We start from the raw sequence: 20568 nt of genomic DNA, 5'->3' as shown, positions 1-20568 counted from the left end.
AACCGGGGATCGAAAAATCAATGGCCGTTGATTTTAAAATCCGTCAACCTTGACTTGATTTTCATGGGCTGGAATATTATGATGCGCGACCATGAAACCGCATGACTTGACTATCATCGGTGGTGGAATTGTGGGAATATCCACGGCTCTGGCACTTCAAACGCGATTCCCTGAAGCAAAGATTCTGCTGATCGAAAAAGAACACCGGTTCGCCGCTCACCAGACCGGGCATAATTCCGGCGTGATTCATGCCGGTGTCTATTACGCACCCGGCAGCCTGAAAGCGAATTTCTGCCGGCGCGGATCCCAGGCCACCATGGCATTCTGTAAAGAGCACCACATACCATTCAAGCAATGCGGCAAACTCCTGGTGGCCACAACCCCCATTGAGCTGGAGCGAATGCAGGCATTGAAACAGCGATGCGCCCAGAACCAGATCCAGGTGGTTGATGTGAACCAGCAGGAACTGACGCATATGGAACCCCATATTCAGGGACTGGGGGCTTTGCTGGTCCCGGCCACCGGGATCTGCGACTTTATACAGATCACCCGGAAAATGGCAGACCTGTTTCTGGCCAAAGGCGGACGTGTGCAGACCGGGCAGTCTGTTACTCATTTGAACGAAACCCGGGATCAGGTGACGGTTTCCACCCGGACCCATACCGTTTCGACCCGTTATCTGGTGGTGTGCGCCGGTTTGATGGCGGACCGTCTGGCAAAAATGATGCACATAGACATCGATTTTTCCATCCTGCCTTTCCGGGGGGAATATTTTCAACTGCCCGCACACCGGTCCGATATTGTTTCCCGGCTTATCTATCCCATACCCGACCCGGATCTGCCCTTTCTGGGCGTTCACCTGACGCCCATGATCGACGGGCGAATCACAGTCGGTCCCAATGCAGTGCTGGGATTTGACCGGGAAGGATATGGGCGGTTCAGCGCCAATTTTACCGATATCGCTGACATGGCGGTATTCCCCGGATTCTGGAAGGTCATGACCCGGCACCTGGTATCCGGTATCAAAGAACAGGTGGATTCTATATGGAAACCCGGGTATCTGACACGTATCCGAAAATACTGCCCGTCTTTGACAAATACTGACCTTTTACCCTATCCCCCGGGCATCCGGGCCCAGGCGGTCACCCGAAACGGCGATCTGGTCCACGATTTTCTGTTTGCCAAAACCCCGCGATCCCTGCATGTCTGCAATGCCCCGTCCCCGGCAGCCACATCCGCCATTCCCATCGGTCAGTACCTGCGGGACCGGGCCATTGATCTGTTCAATCTGAACGGATAACCACCCGCCCGCACAGTTGGCGGCCAATAATCTTTTCAAACCAAACCGCTGCCCGGGGTCTGACACGGTGACGTTGCGGCTGCGTTATGAAACCGGTGTATTTTTATCCAGGCGATACCGCAGGGAGCGTAATGACAAATTCAACAGATCCGCTGCCTTTTTCTTGTCTCCCCCGGCCATTCCCAAGGCTTTTTTCAGATAGGCGGATTCAACACCGGACAACACTTCATCTAAGTCCACCCCCTGTGCCACCTGTGATAGATTGCACCGGTAATCGTCGCCATCTTGAATCTTTCGCCCGGTTTTGTGCATGGAAATGGTCAGGCTTTCGGGCAAAATAATATTGGTGGATGACAGGGCCACGGAACGTTCGATCAAATTTTCAAGCTCACGCACATTCCCGGGAAATGAATATTTGTTTAAAAAATCGATGGCATAGGAGGACAGCTTCACAATATCCCGGCCCATTTTTTTGGCATATTTTTCAGCAAAATGCTGGGCCAATACCGACACATCCCCTTTTCGTTCCCGTAAAGGCGGCACTTTGATCGGAATGACATTCAAGCGGAAAAACAGATCTTCCCTGAACCGCCCTTCCACCACCTCTGTATCCAGTTCTTTGTTGGTAGCGGAAATGATCCGCACATCCACGGTGATTTCAGTGGTACCGCCCACCGGTGTAAACGAGGTGTCCTGGACCGCCCGCAGGAGCTTGACCTGGAGCAGCGGCGACAGTTCACCGATTTCATCCAGAAAAATCGTGCCCTGGTCCGCGACTTCAAACAGCCCTTTTTTGTCCACCACGGCGCCGGTGAACGCGCCCCGGACATGGCCGAAGAATTCACTTTCCATGAGTGTGTCCGGAATCCCCCCGCAGTTCACCACCACAAACGGCTTGTCTTTTCGATCCGAGTGTTCGTGAATGGCCCGGGCAATCAATTCCTTGCCTGTACCGCTTTCACCGGTGATCAGCACATTGGTCTTGGTGGCACTGATTTGATGAATCTGCTTGTAAATGCCGGCCATACCCGAACTGTTGCCGATGATCCGGTCAAAATGAAGATAATCCTGAATCTCTGATTCCCGGTGCTTTTTTTCCTGCTCCAGGGTTTGTAGATCCAGGGCCCGGGCGATGGTCTGGCGCAGCTCCTTGTTGTCAAACGGTTTGGGAACGAAATCATAAGCCCCTTCATTCATGGCCGTCACCGCAATTTCCGTGGTGGAATATGCGGAAATCATGATGACCACGGTGTCGGGATGCTGCTGTTTGACCTGTTTGAGTACTTCCAGGCCGGTGATGTCCCCTAAACGGATATCCACCAGCACCAGATCATAGGTATGATTGCGGATCAGATCCAGGGCCCGGTTCCCGTTTTCAGCCGTGGTCACACAATAATTTTCCCGGGACAGCAGCAGCTCCAGAAATTCCCGCATACTGGTGTCATCGTCCACCACCAGCAATCTGAACTGGTCGCGTTTCGCTTCAGTCATGCCCATAACCCGAAAACAAAATTGCCGTCCACCATGGTGGCCGCCGCCCTTCCCTGAACCGTCATGCCGGCAAACGGGGTGTTGCGGCTTTTGGATACAAACCGGGAAGGGTCGATCACCCCTTTTTCTTTAAGATCGATCAAGGACAGATCCGCCGGGTTTCCAGGCGTGATGTCATTGTTGATTCCCAGGATTTTGGCCGGATTTTTCGCCATTTTCAAAATCAGATTTTCCAGAGTCAGGTGGTTGTTTTGAACCAGTTTCAAAGACAACGGCAATGAGGTCTCAAGCCCCACAATCCCGAATGCGGCACGGTCGAACTCCAGATCTTTTTCCTCTTTGCTGTGGGGCGCATGGTCCGAGGCAATGACATCGATGGTACCGTCTGCCAGACCCTGGATTACCGCCTGACGGTCTTTTTCCGATCTGAGCGGTGGATTCATCTTGAAACAGGCATCATACCCTTTGACATCTGCATCGGTCAAAGTGAAATAATGGGGCGCGGTTTCACAGGTCACCCGGATACCCTGGTGCTTGGCTTTTCGGATCAGATCAATGGATTCTTCGCAGCTGATGTGACAGAAATGCACATGGGCCCCGGTAAGCCGGGACAAAAGAATGTCCCTGGCCACCATCACGGCTTCCGCAGCATTGGGAATACCGGGAATGCCCTGGAACGTGGCGGGCGGACCTTCATTCATGGCACCGCCGTTCACAAGAGACAGGTCTTCGGCATGAACAAACACCGGTATGGACAGTCCGCGACAATATTCCAGGGCCCGGCGCATGATCTGGGCGTTTTCCACGGGACGGCCGTCATCAGACACGGCTTTGATGCCTGCCTGCTGCATGTCTTGAATTTCTGACAGCTGGGTGCCGGCAGACCCTTTTGTGACAGCACCCACCGGATACACCCGGGCCCCTTTGGCGGCTTTGGCTTTTCCAAGAATAAACGCGGTCACCTGACTGTTGTCATTCACAGGCCGGGTGTTGGGCATGGCGCACACAGCGGTGAATCCGCCCCGGGCCGCGGCTGCAGCACCCGTGGCAATGGTTTCCTTGTATTCATGGCCCGGTTCCCGCAGATGCACATGAATATCCATGAGCCCGGGCACCAGCACCAGTCCTGTGGCATCAATCACTTTAAAATCGGTTCCATTTTCGGGCATAACATCTGCCGGGTCCAGGACCGCCTCAATGGTCTGTCCGTTGATGAGAATGGATTTGTATCCATCCACATTCCCGGGATCCAGGACCCGGGCGCCTTTAATCAGTGTCCGCATGTCTGCTTCCTCCCGCCACCAGATAATAAAGGGCCATACGCAGGGCCACGCCGTTGGTCACCTGATCCAGAATCATGGAATATTTTCCATCCGCCACATCACTGCTGATTTCCACGCCCCGGTTCATGGGGCCGGGATGCATGATGGTCACATCCTTATGGGCCAGGGCCACCCGTTGGGAGTTGAGCCCGAAACGGCCGGCATATTCGCGCTCGGACGGAAACAGCACATCGGTCATTCGTTCTTTTTGAATCCGGAGCATCATGATTACGTCCGCATCGGCCACGCACGCTTCCATACTGGATGCCACCGTGCAGCCCAAGGCTTCGATCCCCGCCGGAATCATGGTCTGCGGCGCACACACCGAAACCCGGGCCCCCATTTTGGAAAACCCGATAATATCGGACCGGGCCACCCGGGAATGGGCAATATCCCCGATCATGGCCAGTTTCAGTCCTTTGATACATCCTTTTTTTTCCCGGACGCTCATCATATCCAGCAACGCCTGGGACGGATGGGCATGAATCCCGTCTCCGGCATTGATCACCGAGCAGTTCACCCGGTTGGCCACCAGGTAAGCAGCCCCGGAAGAGGCATGACGCATCACGATCACATCCGGTTTCATGGCCTCCAGATTTTTGACCGTGTCCATCAAGGTTTCCCCCTTGGCCATGGAAGAACCGGATTTGGCAATGGCCACGGAATCGGCGGACAGGCGTTTGGCGGCAATTTCAAAAGACAGTTTGGTCCGGGTGGAGGGTTCCTGAAAAAACAACACAATGGTCTTGCCCCGCAGGGTGGGCACTTTTTTCACCGGCCGCTGGGATATCTCCTTCATGCCCATGGCCGTGTCCAGGATCAGGGTGATCTCCGCCGGATCCAGGGAGTGGATATCCAGAATATCCTTTTTTGTGAATCGCATAATACATCCTTCAATCAGTCAATCATATCAGCAGATCCCCGATCCGATGCCACCGGACACCGAATTCCTCCCGGTCCCAGGACCAGTAGATCATAAAGGCCTTTCCCTTGACGGCCGACAGGTCTACAAATCCCCAGAACCGGCTGTCATGACTGTTGTCCCGGTTATCCCCCATGACAAACAGCTTGTTTTCCGGCACCTGCACGGGTGACATGTTATCCACATGAGTCGGCAGTCGGGAATACATGGCATAAGGCTCATCAGTCACCGGATCTCCGTTCACATATAATTGTTTGTCAACAATGGACACGGTGTCTCCGGCCACGGCCACCACCCGCTTGATGAAATCTTTGGATGGATCTTCCGGATATTTGAATACCACAATATCTCCGGGCTGGGGATCTTTAAAAGGAATCAGGACCCGACCGTCGGTAAAAGGAATCTTGACCCCGTAAATAAACTTGTTCACCAGGATCTGGTCCCCGATCTGAAGCGTTTCCAGCATGGAACCGGAAGGAATTTTAAAGGCCTGAACAAGAAACGTGCGGATAAACAGAGCGATCACAACGGCAATGAGAATGGCTTCGATATTCTCCCGCCAGGCGTTTTTCTTTTTTTTCATTTGGATTTGAACCTCTATGGCTGCCCGAACAGATGCTGGGGCTGCCCTAAAAGGAATTTGGACTGCTGTATGGCAGATTTGAGAAGATGGGCGACCTTTCTGGCTTTGACCATGCTGGACAAAGGGTGCGTGGACACAGGCTGGCCCTTGACCATAATGGTGCCGCTTTTGAGTTCCGCATAGCTTACCTGACCATAAGACCGGGCAACGCCTTCGGGATAATCATATCCATAGTCCACAATCTGAGTAAAGATCTCCTCATCGGAAACCGCCGTGAATTTCAAAATTTCCTCATTGAGAATGGGAATGGGAACACCCAGTCCCACGGACAAAGAACAGCCATACCCCCGGATACTCTGGCCCTTCAACCAGTCAGAAGACATCTCCTTGAGATCTCCCATGACCATTAATGTCCCGGCCGGTCCCAGGGGCACACCGTTCAATCCTCGGTCCACTGCGGACCTGTGCTGGGTGCCGGTCCAGGTGACATATCCCTGGGCCCCGCCCAGAAAAATCCGGGTGCCCAGGCCGATGGTTTTCAGATACGGATCGTTGAACAAAGGGCTCAACGCACCGGATGTGGAATAATTGGCATTGCCCGTGCCGGGCTTCAAGGTGCCCATATAGGTATATTTGGTGCGATCCGACCGATTGATGGCGCAATTGTAATTCTGGTAGGCGTTTCTGGGGTTTACCAGCATGGCATTGGGCAGTTCCTTCAGGGTCATGACCTTTTCGATGCGCCGGTTGGGATAACAGTCCGTGCCATAGGATTCCGCCCGGATTTCAACGGATTTGCCCGCCACCAGATCCTGGATCACATGGCCTCCACCGTAATTGAAATCTCCGGGGTGACGCTTGTTCAACGGATCATCATCACAGGTCTGGGTGGCTCCCAGATAGCAGTCCACCGCCGCAATCCCCGAATAGGCCGGCACATTGTTAAACCAGGTTTTGGTGGTGCGGATCACCGGTTTCGACTGTCCGATATTGATGAACGCACCGGAAGAACACATGGGTGCAAAAGTGCCGGTGGTGACCACATCCACCTGCCGGGCCGCTTCCACAATGCCATTGTCTTTGGCTATGTCGATAATTTCTTCGGCAGTGACCACCACCGCCTCTCCCCGGGCAATTTTCCGGTTGATCTGGTCATATGTTTTGTTGATTTTAAAATCGCTCATTATTTTCCTTCGCCAACCGCCTTGATTTTGGCGGTGATATTATTTTCGATCCAATTTTGATCCCACCATTCCAGGGGATTGACAAACACATTGTGCACAATCATGGAAAAATGCAGATGATCGCCGGCAGCCAGTCCGGTCATGCCGGTGTTGCCGATGATATCCCCTTTTTTGACCTTGTCTTCCACAGATACGACCATGTTGCTCAGATGAGAATACAGGCTGGCCAGGCCGAACCCATGGTCAATGATCACGGTATTGCCGAAAATCCCCACCGGTCCCGCCATGATGATTCGGCCTGAATTGGCCGCTTTCACCGGTGCCAGGGCCGTGGATGCCAGATCGATGCCCATGTGGCGGGACTGACCGATCTCATTTCCATTGTAGGTGTAGGTGCGCCGGTCTCCGAATCCGGCCCGGGTGGCCCCGGACATGCGCTCGAATTTTCCGTCCCACAGCATCTGCGGTTCGGTATCTGCGGGCATGGACAGCACTTTTTTTACGTTGGCATTTCGAAGTTCCGAGTTCACCACTTTGAATTTTTCCAGAAGCGGATGATCGGCTTTTTCAAACTGAGCTTCCCGGTCTCCGAGATGAAAATCAGGCATGGTCAGCCCTAAAAACGAATCGGAAATCTTGAGTACATCCGATTTAAACCCGCGATCCCGGATATAATGATAAAATCCTTTGCGGGTCGTATTTCCCGCTGCATCTTCGGCCGTGACCCAGATCCGGGTGCCAGGCCCCTGGGTGTGATCCAGCGCAAAAAACGCTGTATGGATATCGGTTTGATCAAACATTCCGGAATGACCCGGAAAAAAACGGTCCCCCACCATAACACCGCTTTTCACATCAGATTCAAACAACTTGTAGATCACCAGGCCGGTACCGCCCCGTTCCACATTGTGCTGACGGCTCAACACCTCGATCCGGGGAGGAAGGGTGTCAATGAAGACCGATATGTTTTTTTCCGCGATATTGCCCCGGTTCCACCCCCGCCAGGATAGATCCGACACCTGAATATGAAGCGTGGCCTTTCCATCACTCAATCCATGCCGATTGGCTTCCACAGGGATATCAAGCCGGTCTTCCTTCCGGATTTCCCCGGAAAAAGGGGAAAAAACAGAACCGGCCGGATATGTTTTTTCCATTAGGGTTTTTTCGATTTCCTGTTGAACCAGACGGACCTGAACCTCTCTGAGTCCGGTTTTCATATCTTTAATATCCAGAGACAATGTCAGCTTGTCTTTGAGATACAGCGACGGCAGATCCACTTCCAATTCAGGGGACGTGCCTTCAAATCGATATGTCAGCACCCATGCCAGGGGCACCAGAATCACAACACAAATCACCAGGGAAAAAAATTTTTTCATCAAAAATATCCATCTTTTCAATTGGTTATCATTATCCAATGCGAAACGCCCATAAAAATACCAGCTTGGTCAAAACTTATCAAGGTATTTTACATTCTTGACTTTTCGGATCTCAGATTATAGGTTGACCATACACATTCAAAATCAGGATAAGGACTGCCCATGACCAATTTTTTTTTTGAAATGATCGACACCCCTGCTCCCTGCTTTTTTCTGGTGGCAGGCCCTTGTGTCATCGAAAATTTTGATACCACGTTTCAGATCGCCAAAACCCTGAAAACCATCACTGCGGATCTGGGCATCCCTTTTATTTTCAAAGCCTCCTTTGACAAAGCCAACCGCACATCTGTCCAGTCTTTCCGGGGCCCCGGATTCGACCAGGGACTGTCCATTCTGGCCGACATCAAATCCCGCCTGGACCTGAAAGTAATTTCAGACATTCATCTGCCGGATCAGGCGGATCCGGCAGCTCAGGTTCTGGATGTGATCCAGATCCCGGCCTTTTTATGCCGTCAGACCGATCTGATTCTGGCCGCGTGCCGTACCGGCCGCCCGGTGAGTGTTAAAAAAGGCCAGTTTCTGGCCCCCCAGGACTGCAAAAATATTCTTGACAAAGCCGCTTTTACCGGCAATCCCCATATTGCTATCACCGAGCGGGGCAGCAGTTTCGGATACAACAATCTGGTGGTGGATTTCCGGTCCATCCATATTTTAAAACAAATGGGTGTTCCCGTGATATTTGATGCCACCCACAGTGTTCAGCTTCCCGGCGGAGGCATCACGTCTTCCGCCGGAGACCGGCAGTTCATTCCCACACTGGCCAAAGCAGCAATCGCCGCAGGAGCCCATGGTCTGTTCATGGAAACCCATCCCGATCCTGCAAAAGCGTTGTGTGACGGTCCTAATTCCATGCCTCTGGCAGACATGACACCGTTACTCACGACACTTCTGGCCATAAAAAAAGCGGCAGCAACCGGATGAACGCTTTATTAAAACAGATCAAACTGCTGGTTCTGGACGTGGACGGGGTATTGACCGACGGCCGGATCATTTATACGGATTCCGGAGAACAGGTCAAAGAGTTTTTATCCCGGGACGGTCTGGGGTTGCGACTGCTCATGGACAACGGTATTCAGGTGGGTATCATCACCGGGCGCAGTTCCGGTGCCCTCACCCACCGTTGCCGAAATCTGGGTATTACCCTGGTGTTTGACGCAATTTCCAATAAGGCGGATGCCCTGGATCAAATGGCACAACAAACCGGTATCCACCCATCTGCCATGGCTTTTATGGGGGACGATCTGATCGATCTGCCCGCCATGGCCCGGGCCGGTGTCGCCATTGCCGTGGCAGACGCCGTGGACGAAGTTAAAAACCGGGCAGACATTATCACCATGGCAGTTGGGGGGCAAGGAGCAGTCAGAGAAATCTGCGATGCGATCCTAAAAGCCGCGGGCCTGTGGGAAAACGCCCTGAAACCTTTTCTGGCATGAACCGCATTGTTCTCAAAAATCCCCGTGTTCTGGCAGTATTGATTTTGTGTGTCCTGGCGGCCGGTGCCGGTGTCATTTTCTTTGTCCCTGCCATGATGAATACGCCCCAAACCGTCACAGACCTTCACATCGATTCTGAAGCCGCCTTGAAACTGGATGCCATGAAACAGATTTCAAAAAAAAACGGTATTACGGAATGGGAACTTGAAGCCGCCACCGCCACACTGGTAAAAGAAGAAAATCAGGCCATCCTGACCCGGGTTCATGTGGTGTTTTATACCAAGGACAAAGACACGGTCATTTTGACATCCGACCAGGGCATTCTGGACACTGAGACCCACGATATGGACTTTAATGGAAATGTGGTGGTGCGGCACCAGACATACACCCTGAAAACTGATAAGTTGCATTATAAAAAAAAACCACATATAATACACAGCAATACAAAGGTGTGGCTTGAAAATACCGATGCGGCCATGGAAGCTGACACAATGGAAATCCGAATCAATGACAATCAGATTATTTTACAAGGACATGTTAAAGGGATATTCAGTGAGAATTTCAACCTGCCGTAAATGCATGGCCGGAGCAATCGGGCTGTTGGTTTTCCTTTTGGTATCAATGGCTTTGGCTGAGGAAAAAACCGGATCAGAATCCGCACATTCACCTGAGAAACCGTTGCATATCACTGCGGATAAAATGGTGGCCCATCAGGATGAGTCCATGGTGGAATTCATCGGAAATGTTAACGCAACTCAGGATAACATGCTTCTTGTGGCTGAATCGGTAAAAGTTTTTTGGCATCCTTCGCAACCGGACACGGCAGACACGGCAGACACGGCAGACACCAACCGGATCAGACAGATCGTGGCCACGGACAATGTCGAATACACGGCCGGAGACAGACATGCCTTTGCTGACAAGGCGGTGTACACGACCGCTGACGAGATTCTGATCCTTACCGGCAAAAAGGCCAAACTGCTGACCGGAACCAGCTGGGTGACGGGCACAAAGATCACCTTGTTCAGAAAACAGGACCGGGTCCTGGTGGAAAGTGACGGTAAAACCCGGGTTCAAGCCCTGTTCAACCCGGAAGACAACCCTGCTGATCAATAAATGACAGAGCTTTCACTCAATAAACTGGTAAAAACCTATCACGGAAAAACAGTGGTAAATCAGGCAGATCTGACGGTCAAACCCGGTCAGGTGACCGGACTGCTTGGGCCCAACGGCGCCGGAAAAACCACCACATTCTATATGACCGTGGGCATGATCCGGCCTGACAGCGGTCATGTCTTTATCGGCGGCGAAGATATCACACACAATCCCATGTATATCCGTGCCAGAAAAGGCATCGGATATCTGCCCCAGGAAAGCTCAATTTTCAAAAAACTCACCGTGGAACAAAACATCACTGCGATCCTGGAAGTGTTGCCCGACCCTGCAGGCCCGGTTCAAACAAAAGCGGATGCGCTGATGCAGGAACTGGGCATCCAGGGCCTGGCCCGACAAAAAGCGGCTTCCCTGTCCGGAGGTGAGCGCCGGCGGCTGGAGATCGCCAGGGTTCTGGCAACCGATCCGCTGTTCATTCTTCTGGACGAACCGTTTGCCGGCATTGATCCTCTGGCGGTAATGGATATTCAGCAGATCATCGCCCAGCTGACCCGAAAAGGAATCGGCGTTCTGATCTCCGATCATAATGTCCGGGAAACCCTGGGCGTGTGTGACCATGCGTATATCATGAATCAGGGAAAAGTGATCGAATCCGGTCCCCCGGAACGGATCATCTCCAGTGCCATTGCCAAAAAAACCTATCTGGGAGATAATTTCAGGCTGTAACATGGAACTTGGCTTACAACAGAACCTCACATTGACCCAGCAGCTGGTGATGACCCCCCAGTTGCAGCAGGCCATCAAACTGCTGCAGCTGTCCCGTGTCGAACTGGCGGAAATGATCCAGCAGGAAATGGAACAGAATCCGGCCCTGGAGGAACAGGCCCTGGACGAGACTGTCGACCGGGCCTTGGCGGATCCGGGAGCGGATGCGCCTGAATCCGACAGGGACACACCGGTCAAGGAAATCACCATTGATGAAAAAGTGCAGCCGGATACGGACTGGGAAAATTATATCAATGAATACAATTCCACCGGTCGGGCTTATACAGAGACCGAACATACCGAAGCACCCAATTTCGAGGCGTTCACTTCCGAAAAAACCACGTTGGAAGCCCATTTGAAATGGCAGCTGATGCTCCGGGGCTTGGACAAGGCGGATGAACAGATCGGTCACATGATCATTGACAATCTTAACCCGGACGGATATCTGTGCGCGGAAACGGCTGAAATCGCCCAGGCAGCCGAAGTGGAAACGGAACGGGTGGAAAAAATTTTATCCGTGCTGCAGACACTGGACCCACCGGGGGTTTGTGCCAGAAATTTATGTGAAACCCTGCTCATACAGGTCAAACAGCTGGGAATTGAAAACCCGGTGCTCACCGAGATCATCAAACACCATCTGAAAAATCTGGAAAACCGAAACAGCCGGAAAATTGCCAAAATGTTGCGTATTTCCGTTGAAGATGTCCGGGCTGCGGTAAAAATTCTTCAATACCTGGAGCCCAAACCCGGCAGAAAATTTTCCCATGAAGAACCTGCCTATATCATTCCGGATATATACGTGTATAAAGTGGGCGATGGATTTAAAATAGTCATGAACGATGACGGATTGCCCAAACTGCGTATCAACCGGTTTTACAAAAACGCCATTGCGGAAGGGAAAAAAATTTCCAGGGAGACCAAAGCATATCTCAACGAAAAAATGCAGTCCGCATCCTGGCTGATCAAAAGTATTCACCAGCGGCAGAAAACCATTTATCTGGTTATGGAAAGCATTATCAAATTTCAGCATGAATTCTTTGAAAAAGGCATCGCTTATCTGCGTCCCCTGATCCTCAAAGATATTGCCGAAGATATTCAGATGCATGAATCCACCATCAGCCGGGTCACCACCAACAAATACGCATATACGCCCCAGGGGCTGTTCGAACTCAAATATTTTTTCAATTCATCCATCGAACGGACCGGCGGCGAATCCATGGCATCGGCCAGTGTCAAGGAACGAATCAGACTGCTGATCGAAAAAGAAGATCCTGCCGATCCGTTAAGCGATGACCGGATTGCGGGTATTCTCCAGGAATCTAACATACAGATCGCCCGAAGAACTGTTGCCAAATACCGGAAGGTGCTCAATATTCTGCCTTCCAATAAACGTAAACAACTTTAGGGAGGTGTTTTATGCAAACAACTGTGACCTTTAAAAAAATCGATCCTTCCGATCCATTAAAGTCTTACGTGAACAAAAAACTTGATAAATTCGACCGGATGCTGGACAGCCCGGCAGATGCCCATGTGGTTTTGTCGGTGGAAAAAATAAGACATATTGCGGAAATTACCCTGACCTGCGACAAACTCAATATCCATGCCAGAGAATCATCTGAAAACATGTATTCATCCATTGACATTCTCATGGATAAAGTCCGGGCACAGATCAAAAAACACAAAGAAAAAATCAAACAGCATATGTCGGGTAAAAAACAAAGCCTGCTGGACACGGCGGAATTCGACCGCAGCCCCATGCAGCAGCCCGATTTCCAGGGATTTGATGACCTGGTCATGGAGACGCTGGACACCAAACCCATGGATATCATCGATGCGGTCAACGAGTTCAACAGCGGCAGGCATACGTTTTTTGTGTTCAACAATGCCCGCACCGAACAATTGAATGTTCTTTATAAACACAACAATGGAAAGCTGGGATTGATTCAGCCCGGGGGATAATTAAAATTCACATGAAACTCAGTCAATTACTCACAAAAGAGTCTATTGTGGCGGATCTGACATCGACCACCAAAAACGGCATTATCCGGGAACTGGCCCGGGCCGTGGCGCCTGTTGCCGGGATTGCCGCCGAAGATATCGCTGCCGTTCTGATGGAAAGAGAATCATTGGGAAGTACCGGCATCGGGGGAGGGATTGCCATTCCCCACGGAAAACTCAATTCCGTCACACAGATCATTCTGGGGTTCGGGCGCAGCAAAGCCGGCGTAACCTATGATTCTCTGGACGGGAAACCGGTTCATATTTTCTTTCTGCTGTTAACCCCGGAAAATTCCACCGGCGGGCATTTAAAGGTTCTGGCCCAGATTTCCAAACTCTTGAAAATGGACCATTTCAAACAGGAGTTGATTACCGCTGAAACCATTGACGATATCCATGAATTTATTCTGGAACAGGATGAAACCTTTTAAATGAAAAACCCACCCGTATTCATCATCACCGGGTTGTCTGGTTCCGGAAAAACGACAGCCATGCAGGCGTTTGAAGATGCGTCCTTTTACTGTGTGGACAACATGCCCCTGGAGCTGGTGCCCCGATTTCTGGAGCTGCCGTTTAAACAGAACCCGGATATCAAAGGCATTGCCTTTGTCATGGACATGCGGTCCAAGACCTTTGCAACCCATTACACCGCCGGAATCCGTGCGATTGAAGATTTGGGCATTTCTCCGGAAATCATTTTTCTGGAAGCGGATGTGGACACCCTGATCAAACGGTTCAGTCAAACCCGGCGGCAGCATCCGGTCACCGGTAAAAAAAGCCTGCTGGAAAGCATTCAATCGGAAATCCATTCTCTGCGCCTGATCAAATCAACGGCCCATCACATTATCGATACCAGCCGCTTGAGCGTCCATCAGCTCAAAGCCGCCATCTTAAATCTGATCAGCCGGGGCAGTGGAAATCCCATAGAAATGAAAATCAATGTATTGTCTTTTGGGTATAAATACGGCATACCAGGGGATGCGGATCTGGTCACGGATATGCGGTTTCTGACCAATCCCTTTTTTGAACCGTTGTTGAAACATCTGGACGGCGAGTCAAAAGCCGTGCGGGAATTTGTGTTATCCAATCCGGAAACCCGGATTTTTCTGGAAAAATTCACGCAGTTGCTTGACTATCTGATCCCTTTGTATCAAAGGGAGAACAAGGCGTATTTAACCATTGCAGTCGGTTGTACCGGCGGACGACACCGAAGCGTGGTCATTGCCCGCACCATTTTTGAACACTTAAACCATAAAGCCCATCACCCCGGATTGATTCACCGGGACATTGATCGGGATATCAGGAAAATATGATTGGCATACTCGTGGTGGCCCATGCAAATCTGGGCCAGACACTCATTGACACAGTGGAATTTATTTTGGGCGGTGAACAGGAGTTCATGATGGCGGTCTCCATAGACATTCAGCAGAATCCTGAGAACTTAAGAAAAAAAATCAAACAGGGCATTGCCAAAGTCCGGACCGATAACGGGGTGATTATTCTGACGGACATGTTCGGGGGCACCCCTTCCAACCTGAGTTACTCTTTTTTAGAGGAAGGCACTGTGGAAGTCATTTCCGGTGTTAATCTTCCGATTCTTCTGAAAGCGGTGACTGCCCGGAAAAAGATGAACATGGAAAAATTAACAGGTGCGCTGGTGGACCATGGCAAAAAAAGCATATCCCTTGCCAGCGGGATACTCAAAGGCACCGGACGGAATTGACAGCCAGTATTCGGAGGGATGTTCCCGAAACAAGCGTACATAAAGCAACGCAAGTTGGATAGGAGGTCACAATGGGTATCAAGATTGGAATCAACGGATTCGGCCGCATCGGCCGACTGGTGTTCCGGGCGGCAATGACCCGTCCGGAACTGGAAATCGTGTGCATCAACGATCTGACAGACACCCGGACCACAGCGCATCTGCTGCAGTTTGATTCAGTGCACGGACAGCTGGGAAAACCGGTCATCGCACTGGAAGACAGTATTGAAGTGGACGGCAGACAGGTGAAAGTCACTGGGTTCAAAGATCCGGCCCAGATACCCTGGAAAGATCTGGGAGTGGATATTGTCATGGAGTGCACTGGTATCTTCCGGGACCGCCAGGGCGCATCCAAACATCTGGACGCCGGTGCCAAAAAAGTGATCATTTCAGCGCCTGCCACGAATCCGGACATCACCATTGTCATGGGGGTCAACCATGACATGTATGATCCGGCTTCCCACCATATCATCTCCAATGCCTCGTGTACCACCAACTGCCTGGCGCCGGTGGCCAAGGTGCTTCTGGAAAATTTCGGCATCCTGTCGGGCATGATGACCACCATCCATGCATACACCGGGGACCAGCGGATCCTGGACTTTCCCCACAAAGACCTGCGAAGGGCCAGGGCTGCCGGCCTGTCCATGATTCCCACCACCACGGGAGCAGCCAAGGCCGTGGCCCTTGTTTTGCCGGAACTTAAAGGGAAACTCAACGGGATGTCGGTGCGTGTGCCTACCCCCAATGTGTCCATGGTGGATCTGGTGGTGCTGACCCAGCAGGACAACCTGACCGCCGAAATGGTGAATCAGGCTCTGGAAACAGCGGCCTTGGGAAATCTGAAAGGAATCCTGGGATACAGTGACCTGCCTTTGGTGTCCATTGATTACAATTCCAACCCGTTGTCCTCTATTGTGGATGCCCAGTGCACGGATGTGATCAACGGCAACATGGTCAAGGTCTATGCCTGGTATGACAACGAGGCCGGGTATTCCCACCGGATGACGGATCTGGCAGAAATGATCGGAGACTCTTTTTAACAGACACGGGAGATCATCATGACACGCATACCATTGATTGCCGGCAACTGGAAAATGTTTAAAACCGGGCCTGAAGCCGTGGATACCGCCACTCACCTGGCACAAGCCTGCGCGGATGTGCAAAACAAAGACATCATGATTGCGCCGACCTATGTGTGTTTGCCCCTGGTGGCCACCGCCATTGCAGACACGTCCCTGCACCTGGGCGCCCAGAACCTGCACTTTGAAAAACAAGGCGCATTCACCGGTGAGATATCAGCAGACATGCTTGCTGCAGCAGGCGTGGAATATGTGATCATCGGGCATTCGGAACGGCGCCAGTATTTTTTTGAAACCGATGAGACTGTGAACAAAAAAATTTTGGCAGCGGTTTCAAACAGACTCAAACCCATTTTGTGCATCGGTGAAACACTGGCCCAGCGGGAAGCGGGAAACACATTTTTAACCCTTGACAAGCAGGTGGCAGATGGGTTAAAAAGCGTTGATCCGGAACGGTTGCAGGATCTGGTGATTGCTTATGAGCCGGTATGGGCGATTGGTACCGGTGAAACCGCCGGACCCGAACAGGTGGAGACCGTCCACCGTTTTTTGCGGACACTGGTTGACACAAAAATTTCATCGGACCTGGCACGAACCGTCAGAATTATTTACGGCGGATCTGTGAAACCGGACAATATAGCAACACTGATGTGCATCGAGGATGTGGATGGTGTGCTGGTGGGCGGCGCCAGTCTCGATGCCCGAATTTTCACCCAAATTGTAAAATATGATTGATAATAAACCATGACAACTTTGATCACAACCTTGCATGTTACCGTCTGTATTCTGTTGATCCTGATCGTGCTGCTTCAGAGCGGCAAAGGCGCGGAAATGGGCGTATCCATCGGCGGGGGCGGCAGTCAGACTCTGTTTGGCGCATCCGGCCCGGCCTCCATACTGACCAAAATCACCACGGTCGTTGCCATCGTGTTCATGGTGACCTCTCTGACCCTGGCGTATTTTTCGGGTCACAAGGCAGAGAAAAGTATCATTACAACCCAGTCGGCACCTGTTCAGCAGACAGCTGATCCGGTTTCCGAGTAGATTTCAAGATATGCCGGCCGAAGTGGTGGAATAGGTAGACACGCACGCTTGAGGGGCGTGTGGGGCGACCCGTGGGAGTTCAAATCTCCCCTTCGGCACCATTATTTGACAGCCATGGGCAGCAATGTTCATGGCTGTTTTTATTTGAGCGTTCTGCAGGGCTGTACAATCTCTTGATTTTTTTGGAAGTCTGCTTACATTGAACAATTATGAAACAAACACAGACCATACGGGCACAAGATCCCAAAAAGATAGAAAAAGAACTGGGAGAATTTTTAAATAAAAAATTCGGCGGCAATGTCCGGATCATTTCTCCCACAGCTCAGCCCCAGAAATCATCGGTAAACGGTAGCGTACCGAACAAAGGGAAAAAAGAGCTGGTGGACTTCACCATCAAACCGGCAGAACTGATTGCCTATCTGGATCAGTATGTGGTCCGGCAGGCTCAGGCTAAATCGGTTCTGGCCACGAAAATATGCACCCATTTCAATCGAATCCGGCATCAGGAAACCCGCGAAGACAAAGGATCTAAAATCACGGGCAATATCAAATCCAATATTCTGATGCTGGGGCCCACCGGTATCGGAAAAACCTATCTCATCAAACTCATTGCCAGAAAAATCGGCGTTCCTTTTGTCAAGGCGGATGCCACCAAGTTTTCGGAAACCGGATACGTGGGCGGGGATGTGGAGGATCTGATCCGGGATCTGGTCAAGGAGGCGGAGGATGATATTGAACTGGCGGAATGCGGCATCGTGTATCTGGATGAGATCGATAAAATTGCGGCCAGTCCCGATGTCATTGGCGCCCAGGTTTCCAGATCCGGGGTCCAGCGGGCGTTGCTTAAACCCATGGAAGAAACAGAAGTGGACCTGAAAGTCCCCCATGATCCGGTATCCATGATGCAGGAACTTGAACGGTTTCAACGGACCGGAAAACGCGTGGTCCGGCGGGTGAACACAGCCAATATCCTGTTTATCCTGAGCGGCGCGTTCACCGGGCTCACCGACCTGGTCCGGCAGCGGTTGACCCGCCAGACCATCGGGTTCAATTCCCGGCTCAGCAGTACGGATGATGATACTTCCCTGCTGAAACAGACCCGGGCCGAAGATCTGGTCAAGTTTGGTTTTGAATCCGAATTTATCGGACGAGTTCCTGTGCGGTGCATTCTGGAGACGTTAAGTGAAACGGATCTGTACACCATTCTTAAAATGCCCAACAACCCGGTGATATTGAACAAACGTCTGGATTTTGCCGCATATGGCATTGACATTGTTTTTGACGATGATGCATTGACAGTTTTAGCGCACCGGGCGTTCAAGGAAAATACCGGTGCCAGAGGCCTGGTATCGGTGGTGGAAGATGCATTGCTGCCTTTTGAAGAAAAACTGCCGTCCTGTCGGATTTCCCGTCTGGTGGTGACCAAGCAGGTGATCAACGATCCTTTGGGCACGTTAAAGGATCTGCTCAGCGATACCCCGGCATATGACTGGGAATCGCTGCACAAAAAAGCGTCGGAAACCCAAATCCAGTATATCACCCGGTATATCCAGGAAAATGCGGACACCCTGGTTGCCACCCATGGGTTGAATTTATCTGCGGCCCGGTGTGAAATGGCCGCCCGGTATTTCCATGCCCATGTGCTGGAAATCGATGACGCTGTCAGCCGCATTACAACCCATTATGATACAATCAAAGAGATTGAACGGGAATCGTCCAGAAACATGGGACTTGACATTATTTTTGAGGAAGATGCCATTGATTTTCTGATGCTACAGATCCTGGATCACGGGGCGTCTGCCGACGATATTTTATCCAAACTTCACAACGCGTTTTATGACGGGCTGAACCTGATCAAAGAAAAAACCGGCAAACACCGGTTTTTTATAACAAAAACAGATCTGCAGGACAGTGAGGCCTATCTGAACCAACTTATCAGGAAAGAAATCAAATGATTGGAATTTCAAAACTGTATTGTGCCACGGTGGAGCCCTCGGACACGCTGCGCTATTCGCGTCAGTCAGGATCGCTTCCTTCTCACCTGCTCCAGTTTTCCATTGACAAGAAACCCGTGGTGGTCTGGAACATGACCCAGCGGTGTAATTTGAAATGTGTACACTGTTACGCCCGGTCTGAAGACATTTGCTATGACAACGAACTGAACCGGGATCAAGCCCTTGCCATGATGGATGATCTGGCGGATTTCGGTGTGCCGGTACTGCTGTTTTCCGGCGGCGAGCCTCTGGTACACCCCCGGCTGGTGGAATATGCCCAATATGCCGTATCCAAGGGGATGCGGGCCGTGATTTCCACCAACGGCACCCTGATCACCAAAGAAAAAGCCAAAATACTCAAAGACATCGGCTTGTCCTATGTGGGCATCAGTCTGGACGGGCTGGAACCCACCCATGACATGTTCAGAGGCGTGCCCGGATCATTCAAACGGGCCATGGCCGCCATTGAACACTGCCAGGCAGCCGGCATCAAAGTCGGATTGCGGTTCACCATCAACAAGCGCAATGTCCAGGACATTCCCGGTATTTTCGATCTTCTGGAAGAAAAAAACATTCCCCGGGCCTGTTTCTATCACCTGGTGTATTCCGGCCGGGGATCTGAGATCGCCAAGGAAGACCTGACCCATGAGGAAACCCGGCAGGTGCTGGATCTGATCATGGACCGGACAAAAGACCTGCACAACCGGAACAAGCCCAAGGAGATTCTGACCGTGGACAACCATGCGGACGGGCCTTATCTTTACCAGCGGCTTTTAAAAGAAGACCCCAAACGGGCGGCCGAAGTGCTGGAGCTTTTGGAAATGAACGAAGGCAACAATTCAGGACGAGGCATCGGATGCATTTCCTGGGACGGAGAAGTGTATCCGGATCAGTTCTGGCGGGAAAAATCATTGGGCAATATCAAGGATCGCCCGTTTTCACAGATCTGGACAGATGAATCCAATGAATTTCTGATGAAAATGAAAGAAAAGAAAAAACATGTCAAAGGCCGGTGTGCCACCTGCCGGTGGCTGAATATCTGTGCCGGCAATTTCAGGGCCAGAGCCGAATCCGTGGCCAACGACCCCTGGGATTCAGATCCGGCGTGCTATCTGACGGACCAAGAAATTTCAAAGGAGAAATAA

22 protein-coding genes and 1 tRNA gene are annotated in these 20568 nt (G+C 51.4%); 17 read left to right on the top strand and 6 right to left on the bottom strand.

What is annotated here, in order from left to right; translation table 11 throughout:
- Positions 1 to 91 precede the first annotated feature (91 nt).
- Entirely contained in the window at positions 92 to 1300 is a 1209-nt protein-coding gene (gene lhgO, locus K365_RS0109440; protein ID WP_024334377.1) for an L-2-hydroxyglutarate oxidase, read from the top strand.
- Between the two features lie 84 nt (positions 1301 to 1384).
- Here the strand turns inward: lhgO and K365_RS0109435 are convergent, their stop codons facing one another.
- From K365_RS0109435 to K365_RS0109410, 6 genes are read right to left on the bottom strand one after another with little or no spacing between them, the layout of a single operon-like run.
- Positions 1385 to 2791 (bottom strand): sigma-54-dependent transcriptional regulator, encoded by a 1407-nt coding sequence (locus tag K365_RS0109435; RefSeq protein ID WP_024334376.1) that lies wholly within the window; start codon positions 2789 to 2791, stop codon positions 1385 to 1387.
- The gene (locus K365_RS0109430) at positions 2788 to 4074 is read right to left on the bottom strand and encodes a dihydroorotase (RefSeq protein ID WP_006965467.1); all 1287 of its coding nucleotides are present in this window, start codon (positions 4072 to 4074) and stop codon (positions 2788 to 2790) included. The genes K365_RS0109435 and K365_RS0109430 overlap by 4 nt, the downstream gene beginning before the upstream one ends.
- Entirely contained in the window at positions 4058 to 4996 is a 939-nt protein-coding gene (locus K365_RS0109425; protein ID WP_006965466.1) for an aspartate carbamoyltransferase catalytic subunit, read from the bottom strand. Before K365_RS0109425 ends, K365_RS0109430 begins: the two co-directional genes overlap by 17 nt.
- Positions 4997 to 5018: 22 nt before the next feature.
- Positions 5019 to 5618 carry a signal peptidase I gene (gene lepB / locus K365_RS0109420; RefSeq protein WP_024334375.1) on the bottom strand — a complete coding sequence of 200 codons (600 nt, stop codon included), beginning with the start codon at positions 5616 to 5618 and terminating at the stop codon, positions 5019 to 5021.
- Between the two features lie 14 nt (positions 5619 to 5632).
- The gene (locus K365_RS0109415) at positions 5633 to 6802 is read right to left on the bottom strand and encodes a homocysteine biosynthesis protein (RefSeq protein WP_006965464.1); all 1170 of its coding nucleotides are present in this window, start codon (positions 6800 to 6802) and stop codon (positions 5633 to 5635) included.
- The gene (locus K365_RS0109410; RefSeq protein ID WP_024334374.1) at positions 6802 to 8175 is read right to left on the bottom strand and encodes a M23 family metallopeptidase; all 1374 of its coding nucleotides are present in this window, start codon (positions 8173 to 8175) and stop codon (positions 6802 to 6804) included. The genes K365_RS0109415 and K365_RS0109410 overlap by 1 nt, the downstream gene beginning before the upstream one ends.
- Before the next feature lie 162 nt (positions 8176 to 8337).
- On the opposite strand from K365_RS0109410, the gene kdsA reads away from it, so the two are divergent.
- From kdsA to ahbC, 16 genes are all read left to right on the top strand, one after another.
- Entirely contained in the window at positions 8338 to 9156 is an 819-nt protein-coding gene (gene kdsA / locus K365_RS0109405) for a 3-deoxy-8-phosphooctulonate synthase (protein WP_006965462.1), read from the top strand.
- Positions 9153 to 9668, top strand: coding sequence for a KdsC family phosphatase (locus K365_RS0109400; RefSeq protein WP_006965461.1), 516 nt, complete (start codon positions 9153 to 9155; stop codon positions 9666 to 9668). Before kdsA ends, K365_RS0109400 begins: the two co-directional genes overlap by 4 nt.
- The gene (gene lptC / locus K365_RS0109395) at positions 9665 to 10243 is read left to right on the top strand and encodes an LPS export ABC transporter periplasmic protein LptC (RefSeq protein ID WP_006965460.1); all 579 of its coding nucleotides are present in this window, start codon (positions 9665 to 9667) and stop codon (positions 10241 to 10243) included. Before K365_RS0109400 ends, lptC begins: the two co-directional genes overlap by 4 nt.
- Before the next feature lie 103 nt (positions 10244 to 10346).
- Complete coding sequence (locus tag K365_RS0109390) at positions 10347 to 10784, top strand: LptA/OstA family protein (protein WP_245569156.1); 438 nt, start codon at positions 10347 to 10349, stop codon at positions 10782 to 10784.
- Complete coding sequence (lptB, locus tag K365_RS0109385) at positions 10785 to 11507, top strand: LPS export ABC transporter ATP-binding protein (protein ID WP_006965458.1); 723 nt, start codon at positions 10785 to 10787, stop codon at positions 11505 to 11507.
- Between the two features lies 1 nt (position 11508).
- A complete protein-coding gene (gene rpoN, locus K365_RS0109380) occupies positions 11509 to 12951 on the top strand; it encodes an RNA polymerase factor sigma-54 (RefSeq protein WP_006965456.1) in 1443 nt (480 codons plus the stop codon).
- 11 nt (positions 12952 to 12962) lie between these two features.
- Positions 12963 to 13505 (top strand): ribosome hibernation-promoting factor, HPF/YfiA family, encoded by a 543-nt coding sequence (gene hpf / locus K365_RS0109375; RefSeq protein WP_006965454.1) that lies wholly within the window; start codon positions 12963 to 12965, stop codon positions 13503 to 13505.
- An 11-nt stretch (positions 13506 to 13516) separates the two neighbouring features.
- Positions 13517 to 13975 (top strand): PTS sugar transporter subunit IIA, encoded by a 459-nt coding sequence (locus K365_RS0109370; RefSeq protein WP_006965452.1) that lies wholly within the window; start codon positions 13517 to 13519, stop codon positions 13973 to 13975.
- Positions 13976 to 14857 (top strand): RNase adapter RapZ, encoded by an 882-nt coding sequence (gene rapZ / locus K365_RS0109365; RefSeq protein ID WP_006965451.1) that lies wholly within the window; start codon positions 13976 to 13978, stop codon positions 14855 to 14857.
- Complete coding sequence (locus K365_RS0109360) at positions 14854 to 15267, top strand: PTS sugar transporter subunit IIA (protein ID WP_006965450.1); 414 nt, start codon at positions 14854 to 14856, stop codon at positions 15265 to 15267. The genes rapZ and K365_RS0109360 overlap by 4 nt, the downstream gene beginning before the upstream one ends.
- Before the next feature lie 71 nt (positions 15268 to 15338).
- Entirely contained in the window at positions 15339 to 16346 is a 1008-nt protein-coding gene (gap, locus tag K365_RS0109355; RefSeq protein ID WP_006965449.1) for a type I glyceraldehyde-3-phosphate dehydrogenase, read from the top strand.
- An 18-nt stretch (positions 16347 to 16364) separates the two neighbouring features.
- Positions 16365 to 17120: a triose-phosphate isomerase gene (gene tpiA, locus K365_RS0109350; RefSeq protein WP_006965448.1), complete on the top strand. Its 756-nt coding sequence runs from the start codon at positions 16365 to 16367 to the stop codon at positions 17118 to 17120.
- Positions 17121 to 17129: 9 nt separating this feature from the next.
- The gene (secG, locus tag K365_RS0109345) at positions 17130 to 17429 is read left to right on the top strand and encodes a preprotein translocase subunit SecG (RefSeq protein WP_006965447.1); all 300 of its coding nucleotides are present in this window, start codon (positions 17130 to 17132) and stop codon (positions 17427 to 17429) included.
- Between the two features lie 16 nt (positions 17430 to 17445).
- Positions 17446 to 17530: transfer RNA gene (locus K365_RS0109340), tRNA-Leu, on the top strand.
- Between the two features lie 108 nt (positions 17531 to 17638).
- A complete protein-coding gene (locus tag K365_RS0109335; protein ID WP_024334372.1) occupies positions 17639 to 19384 on the top strand; it encodes an AAA family ATPase in 1746 nt (581 codons plus the stop codon).
- Positions 19381 to 20568: a 12,18-didecarboxysiroheme deacetylase gene (gene ahbC / locus K365_RS0109330; RefSeq protein ID WP_024334371.1), complete on the top strand. Its 1188-nt coding sequence runs from the start codon at positions 19381 to 19383 to the stop codon at positions 20566 to 20568. The genes K365_RS0109335 and ahbC overlap by 4 nt, the downstream gene beginning before the upstream one ends.

It is taken from the genome of Desulfotignum balticum DSM 7044 (genome assembly GCF_000421285.1).
GTDB classification, from domain to species: domain Bacteria; phylum Desulfobacterota; class Desulfobacteria; order Desulfobacterales; family Desulfobacteraceae; genus Desulfotignum; species Desulfotignum balticum.
Note: the sequence above shows the minus strand (reverse complement) of the source record. Positions and strands in the feature narration are given on the sequence as shown.

Excerpts from the sequence above, each read along its gene's own strand:
- K365_RS0109415 (WP_006965464.1), bottom strand. The coding sequence starts at position 6,802 with ATGAGCGATTTTAAAATCAACAAAACATATGACCAGATCAACCGGAAA.
- kdsA (WP_006965462.1), top strand. The coding sequence starts at position 8,338 with ATGACCAATTTTTTTTTTGAAATGATCGACACCCCTGCTCCCTGCTTT.
- lhgO (WP_024334377.1), top strand. The coding sequence starts at position 92 with ATGAAACCGCATGACTTGACTATCATCGGTGGTGGAATTGTGGGAATA.
- hpf (WP_006965454.1), top strand. The coding sequence starts at position 12,963 with ATGCAAACAACTGTGACCTTTAAAAAAATCGATCCTTCCGATCCATTA.
- tpiA (WP_006965448.1), top strand. The coding sequence starts at position 16,365 with ATGACACGCATACCATTGATTGCCGGCAACTGGAAAATGTTTAAAACC.
- K365_RS0109410 (WP_024334374.1), bottom strand. The coding sequence starts at position 8,175 with ATGAAAAAATTTTTTTCCCTGGTGATTTGTGTTGTGATTCTGGTGCCC.
- gap (WP_006965449.1), top strand. The coding sequence starts at position 15,339 with ATGGGTATCAAGATTGGAATCAACGGATTCGGCCGCATCGGCCGACTG.
- K365_RS0109400 (WP_006965461.1), top strand. The coding sequence starts at position 9,153 with ATGAACGCTTTATTAAAACAGATCAAACTGCTGGTTCTGGACGTGGAC.
- rapZ (WP_006965451.1), top strand. The coding sequence starts at position 13,976 with ATGAAAAACCCACCCGTATTCATCATCACCGGGTTGTCTGGTTCCGGA.
- lptB (WP_006965458.1), top strand. The coding sequence starts at position 10,785 with ATGACAGAGCTTTCACTCAATAAACTGGTAAAAACCTATCACGGAAAA.
- K365_RS0109425 (WP_006965466.1), bottom strand. The coding sequence starts at position 4,996 with ATGCGATTCACAAAAAAGGATATTCTGGATATCCACTCCCTGGATCCG.
- rpoN (WP_006965456.1), top strand. The coding sequence starts at position 11,509 with ATGGAACTTGGCTTACAACAGAACCTCACATTGACCCAGCAGCTGGTG.
- K365_RS0109370 (WP_006965452.1), top strand. The coding sequence starts at position 13,517 with ATGAAACTCAGTCAATTACTCACAAAAGAGTCTATTGTGGCGGATCTG.
- K365_RS0109335 (WP_024334372.1), top strand. The coding sequence starts at position 17,639 with ATGAAACAAACACAGACCATACGGGCACAAGATCCCAAAAAGATAGAA.
- K365_RS0109360 (WP_006965450.1), top strand. The coding sequence starts at position 14,854 with ATGATTGGCATACTCGTGGTGGCCCATGCAAATCTGGGCCAGACACTC.
- secG (WP_006965447.1), top strand. The coding sequence starts at position 17,130 with ATGACAACTTTGATCACAACCTTGCATGTTACCGTCTGTATTCTGTTG.
- lepB (WP_024334375.1), bottom strand. The coding sequence starts at position 5,618 with ATGAAAAAAAAGAAAAACGCCTGGCGGGAGAATATCGAAGCCATTCTC.
- K365_RS0109435 (WP_024334376.1), bottom strand. The coding sequence starts at position 2,791 with ATGACTGAAGCGAAACGCGACCAGTTCAGATTGCTGGTGGTGGACGAT.
- ahbC (WP_024334371.1), top strand. The coding sequence starts at position 19,381 with ATGATTGGAATTTCAAAACTGTATTGTGCCACGGTGGAGCCCTCGGAC.
- lptC (WP_006965460.1), top strand. The coding sequence starts at position 9,665 with ATGAACCGCATTGTTCTCAAAAATCCCCGTGTTCTGGCAGTATTGATT.
- K365_RS0109430 (WP_006965467.1), bottom strand. The coding sequence starts at position 4,074 with ATGCGGACACTGATTAAAGGCGCCCGGGTCCTGGATCCCGGGAATGTG.